We start from the raw sequence: 18327 nt of genomic DNA on the forward strand, positions 1-18327 counted from the left end.
ATTGATGCGCGACAACCCGTCAGATACCAACGAAGCAGTTGCTGCAAATAGTTCGATAAAACCTGTCCGCTTCCGCTGGCTGGAACTGCTCAGCAAGTACCGGCAACCCATCGGTTTGGCCGTCATGCTGCTGCTTTTCGGCATGGCCTTGATCGCCTGTCGACACATGCTGATCGAGATGGACTTCTTTGCGCTGCGCGACTCGCTGTTCGCCGTGCCCCTTCCATCGCTGGGTGGCGCTCTGCTGGCTGCGATCATCGGCTTCGTCATCTTGATGGGCTACGAGCTGTCCGCCAGCCGTTACGCCAACGTCAACCTGCCGACCCGCACCTTGCTGCTTGGGGGCTTTACCTCTTTTGCGATTGGCAATGCCGTGGGCCTTTCCATGCTCTCCGGCGGATCGGTGCGTTACCGACTGTATTCGCGTCATGGCATCGGGGCGATGGAAATCGCCCGCATGACCCTGTTCGCCAGCCTGTCGCTGGGCTGCGCCTTGCCACCACTGGCAGCAGTAGCAACCCTGAGTAACCTGTCCGGCGCGTCACTGGCACTGAAACTGCCGGTGGATGTACTGGCCGTTATCGCTACCGCGGTGCTGGTCGCCAGCGTTCTGCTGGCGGTTGCGGTCTATCGCCGTCGTCTGCCGGAACAGACCATTCCCCACAATATTCTGGTCAGGGCCGGCCGACGCACCTTGCGTCTTCCCGACCTGCGCCTGACGCTGATACAGCTGGTCATCACCGCTCTGGACGTGGTCGCCGCAGCCATGGTGCTTTACCTGCTGCTGCCGTCAGCACCGCCGCTGGGTGCTTTCATCCTCATCTACCTGCTGGCCCTGGCCGCAGGCGTACTGAGTCATGTACCGGGCGGCGTAGGGGTTTTCGAGGCGATTCTGCTGGCAGCCTTCGCCAACGAACTGGGCGCCGCGCCGTTGGCGGCTGCCTTGCTGCTGTATCGCCTGATCTACGTGGTGTTGCCACTGTTGCTGGCATGCCTGACGCTGCTCTTTACCGAAGCCCAGCGCCTGCTGCCCACCCGCCAGGCCATGCGCGTAGCCTCCGGGCTCGCCGCGCCGATCCTGGCGCTGCTGGTATTTCTGTCAGGTGTTGTGCTGTTGTTCTCCGGCGCCACACCGGAAATCGACACCCGCCTGGAAAACGTCGGCTTCATGATTCCCCATCGCCTGATCAACGCCTCGCACTTTGGCGCCAGTCTGGTAGGTGTGCTGTGCCTGTTGCTGGCTCAAGGCTTGCGGCGTCGCCTGTCGGCGGCGTGGATGCTGACGGTCATTCTGCTGCTGGTGGGCGCAGTCCTGTCGATGCTCAAGGGCTTCGACTGGGAAGAAGCCAGCCTGTTGCTGCTGACAGCCGCTCTGCTGGCTACTTTCCGCCGCTCTTTCTACCGTCCGAGCCGCCTGCTTGAGCTGCCCTTCTCGCCGCTTTACCTGATCGCCAGTGCCTGCGTGGTAGGCGCCTCGATCTGGCTGCTGCTGTTTGCCTATCAGGACGTGCCTTACAGCCATCAGCTCTGGTGGCAGTTCACCCTCGACGCCGATGCTCCACGGGGCCTGCGCTCCGCTCTGGGCAGTGCGGTGCTGCTGGTGGTCGTGTCCCTGACCTGGCTGCTGCGCACCGCTCGCCCGGTCATCAAGCTACCGAACGCCGCCGAGCTGGACAAGGCTGCCGAAATCCTCAAGGCCTCCAGCCAGCCCGATGGCGGACTGGTGCTGACCGGTGACAAGGCGATTCTGTTCCACCCCAACGAAAACGCTTTCCTGATGTACTCCCATCGCGGACGCAGCCTCGTGGCCCTGTATGACCCGATCGGCCCGACTCAGCAGCGCGCCGAACTGATCTGGCAATTCCGTGACCTGTGCGACGTTCACCATGCCCGCCCCGTGTTCTATCAGGTCCGTGCAGAGAACCTGCCGTACTACATGGACATCGGGCTGACAGCGATCAAGCTGGGCGAGGAAGCACGGGTAGACCTGCGGCGCTTCGACATCGACGCCAAGGGCAAGGAAATGAAAGACCTGCGCTACACCTGGAACCGGGGTGGCCGCGACGGTCTGTCGCTGGAGATCTACGAAGCCGGTCAGGCGCCGCTGGATGAGCTGAAAGCTATTTCCGATGCTTGGCTGACCGGCAAGAATGTGCGCGAAAAAGGCTTCTCCCTGGGCCGTTTCAGCCCTGAGTACCTGAAGTATTTCCGCATCGCGATTATCCACTTTGAAGGCAAGCCGGTGGCGTTTGCCAACCTGCTGGAAACCTCCAGCCTCGAACTCGCCAGCCTGGACCTGATGCGCTCACACCCGGACGCCCCCAAGCTGACCATGGAGTTCATGATGGTCGGCCTGATCCTGCATTACAAACAGCAGGGCTATGCACGCTTCAGCCTGGGCATGGTGCCGTTGTCAGGCCTGCAGCCAAGACGCGGCGCCCCCTTGACCCAGCGCCTGGGCTCGATGGTGTTCCGCCGTGGCGAACAGCTCTACAACTTCCAGGGTCTGCGCCGCTTCAAGGACAAGTTCCAACCGGACTGGGAACCTCGCTATATGGCCGTGCCTGCCGGACTCGATCCGCTTGTGGCACTGGCTGACACCGCCGCCCTGATTGCGGGCGGCCTGACTGGATTGGTGAAACGCTGATGATTCGACGCTTTTCGCGCTATTTGCTTGCTGCTCTGGGTGTTGTTCTGCTGGCGGCACTCGGCTTCTGGCTATGGACCCGCCCTGCTCCACCTGCCAGCCTTGAACGCCTGAGCCTTGACGATGGCACGCCACTGACCAGCGTCACACCGGCAACCAAGGTCAAGACCCGGATTGCCCTGGCCGTGACCGCTGAAGAAATGCTGACTGACAAGCAACTGCTGGCCATCAGCAAGGACGCCTCGGCGCGCATCATTCAAGTGGTCTTGCCCAAGGATGACTGCGTCCTGCAACAGAAGACGTTCCAGAACGCCCTGCAAAAGCTTGAGGGTGCGCCTCTGGTTGTTGGCGGCATTGGCCCGGGCGCTACGCTGGCATGGCGCTGGCTGGCCGAACAGAAGGACGACAAGGCCCAGGCCATCTCGGTCGGTTTTGCCCTGGAGCATGTTTCCAACCCTCCTCCGGTGGTGGAAGAGGATGAAACCCCGCCGCAGATCTGCGACGTACCGCTGCCGCAAAAGGCACCACACGGCCACTGGCTGGCCGCCTGGAACGACGCACCGGACGATCCGAGCGCTGCTTTCGTACGCGATCAGACGAACGCCGAAACCAGCATCAGCGACTACGACATCTCTCTGCCGCAAGTGCTCAACACCGAGCTTCGTCACCTGCTGCTGGGTGAAAATGACGCAGGCGGCCTGGGCATCCCGACGGTTGAAGTGCCTGTGGCAGCCAACCAGAGCGCCGACACCGTAACCCTGTTCATGTCAGGTGACGGCGGCTGGCGCGATCTGGACAAGGTCGTGGCTGGCGATATGGCGAAGATGGGTTATCCGGTGGTCGGCATCGATGTGCTGCGCTATTACTGGGAGCACAAGACGCCGGAACAGACCGCTATCGACCTCACCGACCTGATGAATCACTACCGTCAGAAATGGGGCACCAAGCGCTTCATCCTGGCTGGCTACTCCTTCGGTGCGGATGTCATGCCTGCGGTCTATAACCGCCTCGCACCGGAAGACCAGAACCGTATCGACGGGATCATTCTGCTGGCCTTCGCACGCTCCGGCAGCTTCGAGATTCACGTAGACGGCTGGCTCGGCAATGCAGGCAAGGAAGCGACTACAGGCCAGGAAATGGCCAAGCTGCCAGCTTCCAAAGTGCTGTGCGTCTATGGCCTGGAAGAGAAGAAAACCAGCGGCTGCACCGATACCACCGCAGTCGGTGAAGTGATCGAGCTACCGGGTGGCCATCACTTCGATGAGAACTACCCGGCACTGGCCAAGCGTCTGATCAATGCGATCAACAAATGGCAAGGCAAGCCTGCCGCTCAATAAGTCCTGATAGGCAGACATGAAAAATCCCGGCACCGCGAGGTGACCGGGATTTTTTGTACACCAGGAGAAACGCTACATCTCGACCTGGGTACCCAGTTCGATCACCCGGTTGTACGGCAGCTTGAAGAAGCGCAGGTTACCGTTGGCGTTCTTGAGCATGAAAGCGAACAGGGCTTCACGCCAGCGCGCCATACCCATCATCTTGGACGGAATGACGGTTTCGCGGCTCAGGAAGTAAGTGGTGCGCATCGGGCTGAAATCCAGATCGTCCAGATGACACAGCGCCAGCGCAGCCGGTACGTCCGGCTCGTCGATAAAGCCGAAGTGCAGGATCACCCGGTAAAAACCTTCGCCGTAGGACTCCACTTCAAAACGCTCATGGGCCGGGACCCTTGGCCGGTCTTCATAGACCACGGTCAGCAATACCACCTGCTCGTGAAGCACCTGATTGTGCAGCATGTTATGCAACAGCGCATGGGGCACCGCGTCGCTGCGCGCCGTCAGGAACACGGCAGTGCCCTGAACCCGGTGCGGCGGCTGCACACGAATGCTGCCAATGAAGATCGGCAGCGGCAGGCCGCCCTCGTCGATACGATCGGCCAGCAACTGCTTGCCACGCTTCCAGGTGGTCATCAGGATGAACAGCACCGCACCCGCCAGCACAGGGAAGGCACCGCCCTGCACGACTTTCGGCACGTTGGCAGCAAAGAACAGGCCGTCCACCAGCAACAGGCCCAGCAGCAAGGGAACCGCCAGCACTGCTGGCCACTTCCACAACAGCAGCATCACCGAAGACACCAGAATCGTGGTGCAGAGCATGGTGCCGGTCACGGCAACGCCATAAGCCGAAGCCAGCGCGCCGGAAGACTCGAAGCCGATCACCAGCAACACCACACCCACCATCAACGCCCAGTTCACGGCACCGATATAGATCTGGCCCTGTGCATCGCTGGAAGTGTGCTGAATGTACATGCGCGGGATGTAACCGAGCTGAATGGCCTGCAAGGTCATGGAGAACGCACCGGAGATCACCGCCTGGGAAGCAATGACCGTTGCCAGTGTCGACAGCCCGATCAGCGGCAGTAACGCCCAGCCCGGTGCCAGCAGATAGAACGGGTTGCGCACCGCCTCGGGGTTTTCCAGCACCAGCGCGCCCTGCCCGAAGTAGTTGAGCAGCAGCGCAGGCAGCACCAGGATGAACCAGGCCCTTGAGATAGGCTTGCGCCCGAAGTGCCCCATGTCGGCGTACAGCGCCTCGGCACCGGTCAGTGCCAGCACGACGGCACCGAGAATGGCGACTCCGATACCCGGATGCAGAATGAAGAACCGGATCGCCCACATCGGATTCACGGCATTGAGCACTTCAGGCGAATGCATGATGCCGTAGATCCCGAGCGCACCCAGCACCAGAAACCAGGTCACCATCACCGGCCCGAACAATACGCCGATGCGTGCCGTCCCGTGCTTCTGGATCAGGAACAGGCCAACCAGCACCACCAGCGCCATGGGCACGATCCAGTGCTCAAGCCCGTCGAAGGCCAGTTCCAGCCCTTCCATCGCCGACAGCACCGACACCGCCGGGGTAATCATGCTGTCGCCGTAGAACAGAGCCGCGCCGAACAGACCGAATACCACCATCAGCATTTGCAGCCTGGGGTAGTGAGCCGTTGCGCGTCGCGCCAGAGCCGTGAGGGCCATGATCCCGCCTTCGCCCTGGTTATCGGCGCGCAGAATGAAGGCCATGTACTTGAAGGACACCACCCAGATCAACGACCAGAAAATCAGCGACAGGATGCCCAGTATCGCGTCATGGGTGACATCAACCCCATATCCCCCCTGAAAGACCTCCTTGAGCGTATACAGCGGGCTCGTACCGATATCCCCATACACCACGCCCACAGCCGCAATCAGCAGCCCCAAGGGTTTTGCAGTGCTTCCAGTCTCAGCATGACTGCTTGCCTGACTCATCCAATACTCCTGAAACAAGACTTGAGGCCCAAAGCACTATGAACTTCACACCACGTAACAATTCCGATCGCGCCAATTATTGACATGCGTTGGCGCAATGCCGCGAAGCATAGCGCAGCACTCGTCGTAATTCTCTGTTTAACACTGGTCATCGCACGCACTCATCGCTAGAATTGCGCACTTTTTGATCAGAGGCGCACCAAGCGCCCAATCGGTGCCCGCGTATTGAGCCAGGCACCCTTCACGCCGAGGTTTGCCATGTCCACCGTCACCACGCCGTCCGCCCCCAAGGTAGGCTTCGTTTCCCTGGGTTGCCCGAAAGCTCTGGTCGACTCCGAGCGCATCCTGACCCAACTGCGCATGGAAGGTTACGAAGTCGTTCCGACCTATGAAGATGCTGACGTGGTTGTGGTCAACACCTGCGGCTTCATCGATACCGCCAAGGCGGAATCCCTGGAAGTGATTGGCGAGGCCATTGCCGAAAACGGCAAGGTGATCGTGACCGGTTGCATGGGCGTGGACGAAAGCGTCATTCGCAACGTGCACCCGAGCGTGCTGTCGGTCACCGGCCCTCAGCAATACGAGCAGGTGGTCAATGCCGTGCATCAGGTCGTGCCACCGAAGCTGGACCACAACCCGCTGATCGATCTGGTACCGCCACAAGGCATCAAGCTGACGCCACGTCACTACGCCTACCTGAAGATTTCCGAAGGCTGCAACCACAGTTGCAGCTTCTGCATCATCCCGTCGATGCGCGGCAAACTGGTCAGCCGTCCGGTAGGCGATGTGCTCGATGAAGCCCAGCGTCTGGTCAAATCCGGCGTGAAAGAGCTGCTGGTGATTTCCCAGGACACCAGCGCCTACGGCGTCGACGTCAAATACCGCACCGGTTTCTGGAACGGCCAGCCGGTCAAGACCCGCATGACCGAACTGTGCCAGGCTCTCAGCTCCCTGGGCGTCTGGGTTCGTCTGCACTACGTTTATCCGTACCCGCACGTCGATGAGCTGATCCCGCTGATGGCCGCCGGGAAAATCCTGCCGTACCTGGACATCCCGTTCCAGCACGCCAGCCCGAAAGTGCTCAAGAACATGAAGCGCCCGGCCTTTGAAGACAAGACCCTGGCGCGCATCAAGAACTGGCGCGAACAGTGCCCGGACCTGATCATCCGCTCCACCTTCATCGTCGGCTTCCCCGGCGAAACCGAAGAAGACTTCCAGTACCTGCTGGACTGGTTGACCGAAGCACAACTCGACCGCGTCGGCTGCTTCCAGTACTCGCCGGTTGAAGGCGCGCCTGCCAATCTGCTGGACGCAGAAATCGTACCGGACGACGTGAAGCAGGATCGCTGGGATCGCTTCATGGCGCATCAACAGGCAATCAGCGCTGCCCGTCTGCAGATGAAGATCGGCAAGGACATCGAAGTCCTGATCGATGAAGTGGACGAGCGCGGTGCAGTAGGCCGCTGCTTCTTCGATGCGCCGGAAATCGACGGCAACGTCTATATCGGTCTTGAAGACGACAGTCCGGTCAAACCCGGTGACAAGATCATGTGCCGCGTGACAGACGCCGACGAATACGATCTGTGGGCCGAAATCATCGACTGAAGTTGAAACCGAATCAGCCCCGCCCTTGAAAACGGCGGGGCTTTTTTATCGGTCCGGGTTGTCTACTCATGCAGCCCACCACAAGAGCCCATCGAAATGGACCTGTACACGCCCGAGCAAAACGACTTTCAGGAACTGGCCAACCTCTGGGAACGCTCGGTACGTGCGACCCACGACTTCCTGCCCGATAGCTACATCGCCATGCTCAAAGAGCTGCTGCTCACGCAGTACCTGGGTTCGGTCACCCTGTTCTGCACCCGCGACGCACACTTGAAGATCACAGGCTTTGCAGGCATCAGCCTGTACAAGCTGGAAATGCTGTTCGTCGATCCCGAACATCGCGGTCAGGGCCTGGGCAAGTACCTGCTTGACCATGCCATCGAGTATTTCAACATCAACGAGCTGGACGTCAACGAACAAAACCCGCAAGCCCTGGGGTTTTATCGCAGGCAAGGTTTCGAGGTGATCCACCGCAGCGAACTGGACGGGCTTGGGCAACCTTATCCGATCCTGAGAATGCGGCGCTAGAAGCGCTACCCTGCTTGAGTTGATCCACCAAACGCGGGAAAAGCCCTGGCCGCGACAAGGCATCCATTAATTATTCGCACCGATTATCAGGCGTGCGCAGGTACAATGGCGTCTTTCCCATCAGTAACGGCTTCTTTTTCATGACAGACCCCATTCGCCTTTCCAAACGCCTTATCGAACTGGTCGGCTGCTCCCGTCGCGAGGCTGAACTGTATATCGAGGGCGGCTGGGTGACCGTGGATGGCGAGGTGGTCGAAGAGCCGCAGTTCAAGGTCGAAAACCAGAAGGTCGAACTCAGCCCCGACGCCAGGGCCGAAACCCCGGAAGCCGTCACGATCATTCTGCACAAACCGGCCTCGGCCAGTGTCGAAAGCGCGCTGCAAATGATTACCCCGGGTACCCTTTCCCAGGAACACAGCTTCGGCAAGCGCCCGCTCAAGGGGCACTTCCTGCGCCTTGAAGCGATTTCGACCCTGCAAGCCAATGCCAGCGGCCTGATGGTGTTCAGCCAGGACTGGAAAATCCTGCGCAAGCTCACCGACGACCGCAGCAAGATAGAGCAGGAATATGTCGTGGAAGTCTCGGGCGAGATGGTTGCCCATGGCCTCAACCGTCTGAACCATGGCCTTAGCTACAAAGGCAAGGAACTGCCTGCCGTCAAAGCCAGCTGGCAGAACGAGAACCGCCTGCGCTTTGCCATGAAGAACCCGCAGCCCGGCATTATTGCCCAACTGTGCGAGGCCGTGGGCCTCAAGATCGTCGCAGTCCGGCGCATCCGCATCGGTGGCGTCTCCATGGGCAAACTGCCTGAGGGCCAGTGGCGCTACATGACGGCCAAGGAAAAATTCTAACCTTCATTTTTTGCAGCGCACGACAACTCGTGCGCCGTTACAACGACTTACCAGGACTCACGCCTCATGATGAACAACGATGTACTGCGCAGCGTGCGCTATATGCTGGATATCAGCGACAACAAGATTGTCGAGATCACCAGGCTCACCGGCTTTGAAATCACCAAAAACGACGTGATCGCTTTCACCAAGAAGGAAGAGGAAGAAGGCTACCTCGATTGCAGCGATGAAATCATGGCCCATTTTCTCGATGGACTGGTGATCTTCAAGCGCGGCAAGGACGACAGCCGTCCACCACAGCCCATCGAACTGCCGATCACCAACAACATCGTGCTCAAGAAACTGCGTGTCGCCTTTGAACTCAAGGAAGACGACATGCACGACATCCTCAAGTCCGTGAACTTCCCGGTGTCCAAACCGGAGCTCAGTGCCCTGTTCCGCAAGGTCGGCCACAACAACTACCGCGAATGCGGCGACCAGTTGCTGCGCAACTTCCTCAAGGGCCTGACCTTGCGCGTACGCGGCTGATTCGTGACCTACAACGTCTCTCCTGTCGGTTTCGTGCGTTCCTGCTTCAAGGAGAAATTCGCGATTCCGCGCCAGCCACAACTGGCTCCCGCCGCCCGTGGCTGCCTGGAGCTGGTTGCGCCCTTTGATCAGGGTGAAGCCGTACAAGGCCTGGAACAGGTCAGCCATGTGTGGCTGCTGTTTCTGTTCCATCAGGCTCTGGAAGACAAGCCACGCCTCAAGGTGCGTCCGCCACGCCTGGGTGGCAACCAGTCCATGGGCGTGTTCGCCACCCGTGCAACGCACCGGCCCAATGGCATCGGGCAATCCGTGGTCAGGCTGGACAAGGTCGAGGCGGGGCGGCTCTGGATTTCCGGTATCGACCTGCTTGACGGCACGCCGGTGCTGGATATCAAGCCCTATGTGCCTTATGCCGATGCCCTGCCCCATGCAAGCAACCGCATTGCTAGTGCGGCACCGGAACTGATCCCTGTTCACTGGGAGGACAGCGCGCTGCTGCAAGCCCGTGAGCACGCACAACGCCTTGACGAGCCACTGGTGGAACTGATCGAGCAATGCCTGGCTCAGGACCCGCGTCCGGCCTATCAGGTGCCTGCGCCGGAACGTCGCTACGGCGCGCAGTTCTGGGATATGGACGTGCGCTGGCATTATCCGCAGCCGGGGATGATCCGGGTGCTTGAGGTTGTGCCAGCTAAAAATCCCGCCCAATAAAAAACCGCCTCGCTCAGGAAGAGGGAGGCGGCTTTTATCAAAACAACTTACTTCTCGACGAATGCACGCTCGATCAGGTAGTCGCCCGGCTCACGCATGCGTGGGGAGACTGTCAGGCCGAAGCTGTTCAGCACTTCGCTGGTTTCATCAAGCATGCTCGGGCTACCGCACAGCATGGCGCGATCGTCCTGAGGATTGATCGGTGGCAGACCGATGTCGCTGAACAGCTTGCCGCTGCGCATCAGATCGGTCAGGCGGCCTTCGTTCTCGAAAGGCTCACGGGTAACGGTCGGGTAGTAGATCAGCTTGTCGCGCAGCGCTTCACCGAAGAACTCGTTCTGCGGCAGGTGCTCGGTGATGAATTCGCGGTAAGCGACTTCGTTCACGTAACGTACGCCGTGGCACAGGATGACCTTCTCGAAACGCTCGTAGGTTTCCGGGTCCTGAATGACGCTCATGAACGGCGCAAGACCAGTACCGGTGCTCAGCAGGTACAGATGCTTGCCAGGCTTGAGGTCATCCAGAACCAGAGTGCCCGTAGGCTTCTTGCTGATGATGATCTCGTCGCCTTCCTTGAGGTGCTGCAACTGCGAGGTCAGCGGACCATCAGGCACCTTGATGCTGAAGAATTCCAGATGCTCTTCCCAGTTCGGGCTGGCAATCGAATAGGCGCGCATGAGCGGACGACCGTTAGGCTGCTGAAGACCGATCATCACGAACTGACCGTTCTCGAAACGCAGACCCGGATCGCGGGTGCACTTGAAACTGAAGAGAGTGTCGTTCCAGTGATGGACGCTGAGGACACGCTCGTGGTTCATGTTGCTCATGTACGTGGGAACTCCTGAAAAATTCTTCTGCGCTGGGCATAAGCGCTATTGCGCGACATTCTAGTGGCAGACACAATATCTGTTAAATTAATTATCAAGATATGGGTTATCGGTTATATAGATATGCGATTTACTCTTCGTCAGCTTCAAGTCTTCGTCGCCGTTGCCCAGCAGGAAAGCGTGTCCCGGGCAGCGGTCATGCTCTCTCTCTCGCAATCGGCGGCCAGCACATCCATCACCGAGCTGGAGCGCCAGTCCAGCTGCCAGTTGTTCGATCGCGCCGGCAAGCGATTGAGCCTCAACGCGACCGGACGCCAGTTACTGCCCCAGGCGGTGGCTCTGCTGGATCAGGCCAAGGAAATCGAAGACCTGCTGAACGGCAAGTCCGGCTTCGGCTCACTGGCAGTCGGCGCCACACTGACCATCGGCAATTACCTGGCGACCCTGCTGATCGGCGGGTTCATGCAGCGTCACCCGGAAAGCCAGGTCAAGCTGCATGTCCAGAACACTGCGCATATCGTGCAGCAGGTGGCGCATTACGAAATTGATCTGGGTCTGATCGAAGGCGATTGCAGCCACCCCGATATCGAAGTGCAGTCCTGGGTCGAAGATGAGCTGGTGGTGTTCTGCGCTCCCCAGCATCCACTGGCCAAACGCGGCCATGCCAGCCTGGCGGAACTGACACGTGAAGCCTGGATTCTGCGTGAACAGGGCTCGGGCACACGGCTGACCTTTGATCAGGCCATGCGTCATCACCGTAACGGGTTGAATGTGCGTCTTGAGCTGGAACACACCGAAGCCATCAAGCGAGCGGTGGAATCGGGGCTGGGCATCGGCTGTATTTCCCGGCTGGCCCTGCGCGATGCGTTTCGACGTGGCAGCCTCGTGGCTCTGGATACGCCGGAACTGGATCTGTCGCGGCAGTTCTACTTCATCTGGCACAAGCAGAAGTACCAGACCTCTGCCATGCGAGAGTTTCTCGAGTTGTGCCGCGCCTTTACCGCCGGGGTCCAGCGCAGCGACGAAATCGTGATACCCAGCCTGTACTGAGAAGGTCAGCCGAGCAGGATCACTCCCCAGACCACGGCGATCATGCTCAGCGCGACCAGTTGGGCGGCACTGCCCATGTCCTTGGCGTTCTTGGACAACGGGTGCAGATCCAGAGAAATGCGGTCAATGGCCGCTTCGACTGCCGAGTTGAGCAGCTCGACGATCAGGGCCAGCAGGCATACGGCAATCAACAGGGCATGCTCGCCACGGCTGACGTTGATCACGAAGGACAACGGAATCAGCACGACATTGAGCAGCACCAGTTGACGAAAGGCCGCTTCCCCCTTGAAGGCGGCCGACAGACCGTCAAAGGAATAACCTGCAGCATTGAGGATACGTTTCAGGCCGGTCTGGCCCTTGAAGGGTGAAGGCATGGATAGACTACTGTGTCGAAAGGTGAGGAAATCTAAGGCAACACGGGTCAAAAAAGCGTGAAGAACCGATGCTCAATTGGCCGAAACCGATTCCAGCTGTTGCAGCAACAACGCAGCCTGAGTGCGCGTGCGAACGCCGAGCTTGCGGAAAATCGCCGTGACATGAGCCTTGATGGTTGCTTCGGAAACGCTGAGCTCATAGGCGATCTGCTTGTTCAACAAGCCTTCACAGACCATGGTCAATACGCGGAACTGCTGCGGCGTCAGGCTGGCAAGGCCGGCACTGGCCGCCTTGGCTTCATCCGACACACTGACCACTTCATTGACTTGCGGCGGCCACCAGACATCCCCCTCAAGCACGGTGCGTACCGCCTGCTGGATGGTTTCCAGGGGACTGGACTTGGGAATGAAGCCGCTGGCGCCGAACTCACGGGAGCGCACCACGATTGAAGCCTCTTCCTGGGCCGAAATCATGACCACCGGAATCTGCGGATACTGACCCCGCAGCAAGACCAGCCCGGAAAAACCATAGGCACCCGGCATGTTCAGATCCAGCAGGACAAGATCCCAGTCAGTCTTCTGCGCCAGGTGAGATTCGATCTGGGCAATGCTCTCTGCCTCGACCAGCCGCACATCAGGCCCCAGGCCGATGCTCAACGCCTGATGCAACGCGCTACGAAACAGCGGATGATCATCGGCGATCAGGATGTCGTAGGTCATTTTTTGATCCTGTTTTTATAGTGAGCGCCCGGGGCACATTCACGCCAGACCAGCAAGTTCAGCGCTCAGGCGGCGCCAAGCATGCCCAGCCCGGCAATGGTGGTCAAGCTTGATACTGCCTTGAGCCCAATCCGAAATGGCAATCGGCCTCTATCCGCACGACAGGCACTCGGCTCCTCAAAGAAAAGCCTTCAGATAACGGTGAGCGGCATCGTCCGGATCGATCGGTCTCTGGAACTTGGCACCCAGATAATGGGCGCTGAATACGTCCAGATAAGCATCCAGCACACTGCTGGCACTGGTGTCTTCAGCCAGCTCCAGACAAAGCGCGGCGACCTCGGCCGTACAGAAATGGTCATCGCGACGGGAACGACGCAACCGGTAACGCGAAATCTGCTCCGGCTCCAGGCTCAGTACCGGAAACCGCTCAAGGTAAGGGCTCTTGCGGAACATCTTGCGCGCTTCGGTCCAGGTCGCATCCAGCAGAATGAACAGCGGACGCTTGCCCTCTTCAAGAGCCACACGGGTCACGACCCGCTCTTTGGCGACGAACTCACCCGGAAAGACAATATAGGGCTGCCACTGCGGGTCATCCAGCAAGGCCAACAATTGCTCGTCGACTTCGATGCGCGACCAGCCAAAGGCGTGGGTGTCCTCGATGACATCAGCGATCAGCCAGCCGGTGTTGGTCGGCTTCAACGGCTCGGTGTCATACATCAGCAGGCACATGCCCGAGGTTGCCGCGACTTTAGGCCGCCACCCACACAGACAATAGCTGGAAATCACCCGGCAATCCGGACAGCGTGGTGCCCGGGAACCACGGGCAATGAAGGGCTTGGTGCTACGGGCCAGACGCTGATCGCGCAGGCGGGAAACAGCATGGCTCATGGAAAGACACGCCCGCTGAAGAAAGGCATCGACACAGCAAGAACTCGACAGGGGTAAAAAGTCCGCGCAGTTTACCAGAGCCCCGGCGGTTCAACCTGCTTTCGAGCCGACTGCTCCTATCCTATACTGGCGCGCCATTGGAGCCGCGCCGTGGGCAGGTTATCCGGAACACACGTTGAAGTCGCTGGTCAAAACCGCCAGCCACTGAATCAGGAGAGTTTGATGCTGCGCCTCATCGCCCCAACCCTTACGCTTTTGCTCGTCGCCCCTCTGGCCGCGCAGGCAGCGTCAAAGCAGGAATTCGAACTCAGCACCATGCTGGAAAAAGTCGCGAAGGAAAGCAGCGTCGGCACGCCACGGGCAATCAACGAAGACATCCTGGACCAGGGTTACACCGTCAACGGCAAGGAGTTGATCAACCACCTGAGCGTGCGTGCAGGCCAGGCGCAGCAGATGCGTGCCAATCCGGACGCCGTCCGCAGCCAGCTGGGCAACAGCGTTTGCCACAACAACGGTTATCGTCAGTTGATGACCAAAGGTGCCGTGCTGAAATATCAATTCACTGAATACAAGACCAATCGTCCGGTCATCAGCCAGACATTCCAGGCTTCGGACTGCGCGGTCAAGAAATCCGGCAAGTAAGCAACTCCCTCGCTTCATTGCGCGCAGCCCTGAAGGCGGCGCGCTCCTTCGCAAAGCCCCCTTCCAGCCCCTTGCCACCAACCGATAATCGATAGCCTTTTAGAGGAAAGCGGGACATTATCGAGCCATCATATAACCTGAAGAGAGCTTCAATCATCGGCAACGTACGATGCTTTGCGATCCTGGGACGAGTCTTGTCAGGATCAAATCATTCTGCAGGAGGAGAAATCTTGAATGCCGTATGTACCTAACGATGTTCTATCGCAACACTTTCAGAGCAATGGTCTGGATATCACCAGCAAGATCGAAGAGCACATCAAGCAGGTCGCTCCCGACAGTCCCAACCTGCCCCTTTATCGGGACATGATCCTCACCGTACTACGCATGGCCGAAGATGGCCGAAATCGCTGGGACGCCAAGATAACGCTGCAAACCCTGCGCGAACTGGACAGAGCCTTCCGGGTGCTGGAACGTTTCAAGGGGCGCCGCAAGGTGACGGTGTTCGGCTCGGCACGCACGCCGGTGGAACATCCTCTGTATGCACAGGCCAGAAACCTGGGGGAAAAGCTGGCGCGTTCCGACATGATGGTCATCACCGGTGCCGGTGGCGGCATCATGGCTGCCGCACATGAAGGTGCCGGACGTAACAGCAGCCTGGGCTTCAATATCACCCTGCCCTTCGAGCAGCATGCCAACGCGACGGTGGAAGGCACTGAAAACCTCCTGCCGTTCCACTTCTTCTTTACCCGCAAGCTGTTCTTCGTCAAGGAAGCCGATGCGCTGGTGCTATGCCCGGGCGGCTTCGGCACTCTGGACGAAGCACTTGAAGTGCTGACACTGATCCAGACCGGCAAAAGCCCGCTGGTGCCTGTGGTTTTGCTGGATACACCGGGCGGAAACTTCTGGCAGAGCGCACTGGACTTCATCAAGAATCAGTTGGAGGACAACCACTACATTCTGCCAGCCGACATGAAACTGATGCGGCTGGTTTACAGCACCGATGAAGCAGTCGAAGAAATCAACCGGTTCTACAGCAACTTCCACTCCAGTCGCTGGCTGAAGAACACGTTCGTGATTCGCATGCATCACCCGCTCAGCGAGCAGGCAATGGCGCACATCCAGAAAGCCTTTGCCGATATCTGCAGCAGCGAGGACTTCCATCAGCACAGTTATCAGGGGGAAGAGCACGACGAAGCGCAATTCAGTAACCTGACACGCCTCGCCTTCGCATTCACAGGGCGTAATCAGGGCCGGCTTCGCGAGTTGATCGACTACATCAACCTGCCGGAGAGCCTTGCCCGAAAAGCCTGATATCCGTACTGGATACCTGGCTAATCATCCTCACCTCGGCCGCTCAACAAGCGGCCGATCATATCCAGCGGATACCCGCGATAACTCAGGAAGCGGCCTTGCTGGGCACGCTCTCGCGCATCAGCAGGCAACCTGCCAGCGAACTTGCGCTGCCAGGTTTCGTACAAGCGGGCTTGCCAGTCGACACCGCACTCTCTGAGCGCTTCTTCAATATCCCCACGCTGCAAGCCACGCTGCCCCAGTTCCTCACGGATACGCAAAGGCCCATAGCCAGAACGCGCTTTGGAGGAAACGAAGCTTTCAAGGTAGCGGGATTCAGAGAGCAGACCTTCCTCGACCAGACGATCAAGGGCGGACTCGATATGCTCTGGAGAAGCGCCGCGCTGACGCAATTTGCGCGTCAGCTCGACTCGACCGTGCTCGCGCCTAGCGAGCAGGTCCATTGCGGTTCGTCGTACAGCGACAGTGGTATCGAGCACAACTGGCATGAGGCTGATCAGATATCGGCGTCGATTTCAGCCATGTCATCGGCATCGGCTGATTCACGGGAGCCTACAGCCTTGGTGTCGACGCCTGGAGTCAGCAGCTTGTCGCGAATCTGCTTCTCAAGTGCCGAACCGATTTCCGGGTTATCCGCCAGGAACTTGGCCGAGTTGGCTTTACCCTGACCGATCTTGCTGCCTTGGTAGCTGTACCACGCGCCGGACTTCTCGACAAAGCCATGCAACACAGCCAGGTCGATGATCTCACCGTTGAGGTAGATGCCCTTGCCGTAAAGAATCTGGAACTCTGCCTGACGGAACGGCGGAGCCACCTTGTTCTTCACGATCTTGACACGGGTTTCGCTACCCACCACTTCATCGCCTTCTTTCACGGCGCCGGTACGGCGAATATCCAGACGTACCGAGGCGTAGAACTTCAGGGCGTTACCACCGGTGGTGGTTTCCGGGCTGCCGAACATCACGCCGATCTTCATACGGATCTGGTTGATGAAGATGACGAGGCAGTTGGCGTTCTTGATGTTACCGGTGATCTTGCGCAACGCCTGGGACATCAGGCGAGCCTGCAGACCCACGTGCATGTCACCCATTTCGCCTTCGATTTCGGCCTTGGGTACCAGTGCAGCCACGGAGTCGACGACGATGACGTCAACGGCATTGGAGCGCACCAGCATGTCGGTGATTTCCAGCGCCTGCTCACCGGTGTCCGGCTGCGAAACCAGCAGGTCGTCGACATTGACGCCCAGCTTGCCGGCGTATTCAGGGTCCAGTGCGTGCTCGGCATCGACGAACGCACAGGTTGCACCTGCTTTCTGGGCTTGAGCGATGACCGAAAGGGTCAGCGTGGTTTTACCCGAAGACTCTGGACCGTAGATTTCAACGATCCGGCCTTTAGGCAAGCCGCCGATACCCAGCGCGATATCCAGACCCAGCGAACCGGTGGAAATAGAAGGAATAGCCTGACGGTCATGGTCACCCATGCGCATTACGGCACCTTTACCGAATTGACGCTCGATCTGACCCAGGGCCGCAGCCAAGGCTTTCTTCTTGTTGTCGTCCATTGAAGTCCTCACGTAATCAAATTCAATTTAGGGCCTGAGCGATCAGAACACCTGTATAAGTAGACAGTATTATTCCACAGCGATGAGCGCTCGCCTACCCCTGTTTTGGCATTTCTCCAACAGCAAGCTGTATCAGCCCCTCTAGCGCGGCCTTCACCGTTTGTCGGCGCACTTCATCGCGATCGCCGTCGAACTGTCGACGCTGAGCGACAAGCGTCTCTCCCATGCCCCAGGACAGCCATACAGTGCCGACCGGCTTTTCAACCGAACCACCGCCAGGCCCTGCCACGCCACTGACGGCAACGGCGAAACGAGCACCACTTTTCTCCTGCGCACCACGCACCATGGCTTCCACGACGGGCTGGCTGACTGCACCATGCGTCACAAACAGCTCGGCAGGCACATCGAGCTGGCGGGTTTTCTGAGTATTGGAATAGGTTACATAGCCTGCCTCAAACCAGGCAGAGCTACCGCCGATACGGGTAATGGCTTCGGCAATCCCGCCGCCCGTGCAGGACTCGGCGGTCGTCACCTGAGCCTTGATGGCTTGCAGATGCTTGCCGAGAGAGGCAGCAAGCCGGGTTATTTCATCCACGATCTTTTCCTGTACCAACCGAACGAAGCGGGCAAAGCGGTTACCTGGGCAACCGCCAGCCAGATAAGCCAACTATGACTCTTTTTTCCTGGGAGAGGGTTTGCGGATCGTCTCAACGGTTGTTTCTTTGGGCCTGCGCCTGGCTTCATCCACCGTAATGAAGCGCCCGTTACCGGAATCCCTT

18 protein-coding genes are annotated in these 18327 nt (G+C 59.0%); 10 read left to right on the top strand and 8 right to left on the bottom strand.

Annotation, left to right across the window (positions count from 1 at the left end; translation table 11 throughout):
* The first annotated feature begins 4 nt into the window (after nt 1-4).
* Together mprF and CKW23_RS03350 are read left to right on the top strand one after the other, a co-directional pair.
* Nucleotides 5-2647, top strand: a complete 2643-nt coding sequence (mprF, locus tag CKW23_RS03345; RefSeq protein WP_025258990.1) for a bifunctional lysylphosphatidylglycerol flippase/synthetase MprF — start codon at nt 5-7, stop codon at nt 2645-2647.
* The gene (locus tag CKW23_RS03350; RefSeq protein WP_025258989.1) at nt 2647-3984 is read left to right on the top strand and encodes a virulence factor family protein; all 1338 of its coding nucleotides are present in this window, start codon (nt 2647-2649) and stop codon (nt 3982-3984) included. Before mprF ends, CKW23_RS03350 begins: the two co-directional genes overlap by 1 nt.
* Before the next feature lie 72 nt (nt 3985-4056).
* On the opposite strand, the gene CKW23_RS03355 is transcribed toward CKW23_RS03350, so the two are convergent.
* On the bottom strand, nt 4057-5952 hold the full coding sequence (locus CKW23_RS03355; protein WP_025258988.1) for a potassium transporter Kup: 1896 nt from the start codon (nt 5950-5952) through the stop codon (nt 4057-4059).
* A 258-nt stretch (nt 5953-6210) separates the two neighbouring features.
* Here CKW23_RS03355 and rimO point away from each other — a divergent pair, with 258 nt between their 5' ends.
* From rimO to tsaA, 5 genes are all read left to right on the top strand, one after another.
* Complete coding sequence (rimO, locus tag CKW23_RS03360; RefSeq protein WP_095067030.1) at nt 6211-7557, top strand: 30S ribosomal protein S12 methylthiotransferase RimO; 1347 nt, start codon at nt 6211-6213, stop codon at nt 7555-7557.
* Nucleotides 7558-7653: 96 nt separating this feature from the next.
* Complete coding sequence (locus tag CKW23_RS03365; protein WP_095067031.1) at nt 7654-8085, top strand: GNAT family N-acetyltransferase; 432 nt, start codon at nt 7654-7656, stop codon at nt 8083-8085.
* 140 nt (nt 8086-8225) lie between these two features.
* Nucleotides 8226-8936, top strand: a complete 711-nt coding sequence (locus CKW23_RS03370; RefSeq protein WP_025258986.1) for an rRNA pseudouridine synthase — start codon at nt 8226-8228, stop codon at nt 8934-8936.
* Nucleotides 8937-9002: 66 nt separating this feature from the next.
* Nucleotides 9003-9464, top strand: a complete 462-nt coding sequence (locus CKW23_RS03375; RefSeq protein WP_025258985.1) for a DUF1456 family protein — start codon at nt 9003-9005, stop codon at nt 9462-9464.
* Between the two features lie 3 nt (nt 9465-9467).
* Entirely contained in the window at nt 9468-10175 is a 708-nt protein-coding gene (gene tsaA / locus CKW23_RS03380; protein WP_025258984.1) for a tRNA (N6-threonylcarbamoyladenosine(37)-N6)-methyltransferase TrmO, read from the top strand.
* Nucleotides 10176-10222: 47 nt separating this feature from the next.
* Here the strand turns inward: tsaA and fpr are convergent, their stop codons facing one another.
* On the bottom strand, nt 10223-11002 hold the full coding sequence (fpr, locus tag CKW23_RS03385; RefSeq protein WP_002554680.1) for a ferredoxin-NADP reductase: 780 nt from the start codon (nt 11000-11002) through the stop codon (nt 10223-10225).
* 123 nt (nt 11003-11125) lie between these two features.
* On the opposite strand from fpr, the gene CKW23_RS03390 reads away from it, so the two are divergent.
* Entirely contained in the window at nt 11126-12052 is a 927-nt protein-coding gene (locus tag CKW23_RS03390; protein WP_025258983.1) for a LysR family transcriptional regulator, read from the top strand.
* A 5-nt stretch (nt 12053-12057) separates the two neighbouring features.
* Here CKW23_RS03390 and CKW23_RS03395 read toward each other — a convergent pair whose 3' ends face one another.
* The 3 genes from CKW23_RS03395 to CKW23_RS03405 form a co-directional block, all read right to left on the bottom strand.
* A complete protein-coding gene (locus CKW23_RS03395; protein ID WP_025258982.1) occupies nt 12058-12426 on the bottom strand; it encodes a diacylglycerol kinase in 369 nt (122 codons plus the stop codon).
* 72 nt (nt 12427-12498) lie between these two features.
* Nucleotides 12499-13146, bottom strand: a complete 648-nt coding sequence (gene erdR, locus CKW23_RS03400) for a response regulator transcription factor ErdR (RefSeq protein WP_025258981.1) — start codon at nt 13144-13146, stop codon at nt 12499-12501.
* A gap of 177 nt (nt 13147-13323) precedes the next feature.
* Nucleotides 13324-14034: a tRNA-uridine aminocarboxypropyltransferase gene (locus CKW23_RS03405; protein ID WP_025258980.1), complete on the bottom strand. Its 711-nt coding sequence runs from the start codon at nt 14032-14034 to the stop codon at nt 13324-13326.
* A gap of 222 nt (nt 14035-14256) precedes the next feature.
* Here CKW23_RS03405 and CKW23_RS03410 point away from each other — a divergent pair, with 222 nt between their 5' ends.
* Together CKW23_RS03410 and CKW23_RS03415 are read left to right on the top strand one after the other, a co-directional pair.
* Nucleotides 14257-14676, top strand: a complete 420-nt coding sequence (locus tag CKW23_RS03410) for a quorum-sensing-regulated virulence factor family protein (RefSeq protein WP_025258979.1) — start codon at nt 14257-14259, stop codon at nt 14674-14676.
* A 234-nt stretch (nt 14677-14910) separates the two neighbouring features.
* Complete coding sequence (locus tag CKW23_RS03415) at nt 14911-15987, top strand: LOG family protein (protein WP_025258978.1); 1077 nt, start codon at nt 14911-14913, stop codon at nt 15985-15987.
* A 20-nt stretch (nt 15988-16007) separates the two neighbouring features.
* Here CKW23_RS03415 and recX read toward each other — a convergent pair whose 3' ends face one another.
* The 3 genes from recX to CKW23_RS03430 form a co-directional block, all read right to left on the bottom strand.
* Nucleotides 16008-16475 carry a recombination regulator RecX gene (gene recX, locus CKW23_RS03420; protein WP_095067032.1) on the bottom strand — a complete coding sequence of 156 codons (468 nt, stop codon included), beginning with the start codon at nt 16473-16475 and terminating at the stop codon, nt 16008-16010.
* Nucleotides 16476-16483: 8 nt separating this feature from the next.
* Nucleotides 16484-17548 carry a recombinase RecA gene (gene recA / locus CKW23_RS03425; RefSeq protein WP_025258976.1) on the bottom strand — a complete coding sequence of 355 codons (1065 nt, stop codon included), beginning with the start codon at nt 17546-17548 and terminating at the stop codon, nt 16484-16486.
* Nucleotides 17549-17642: 94 nt separating this feature from the next.
* On the bottom strand, nt 17643-18143 hold the full coding sequence (locus tag CKW23_RS03430) for a CinA family protein (protein ID WP_095067207.1): 501 nt from the start codon (nt 18141-18143) through the stop codon (nt 17643-17645).
* Nucleotides 18144-18327 lie beyond the last annotated feature (184 nt).

Origin of the sequence: Pseudomonas sp. Irchel 3A18, assembly GCF_900187465.1 — a bacterium.
In the GTDB taxonomy this organism is placed as follows: Bacteria; Pseudomonadota; Gammaproteobacteria; order Pseudomonadales; family Pseudomonadaceae; genus Aquipseudomonas; species Aquipseudomonas cichorii.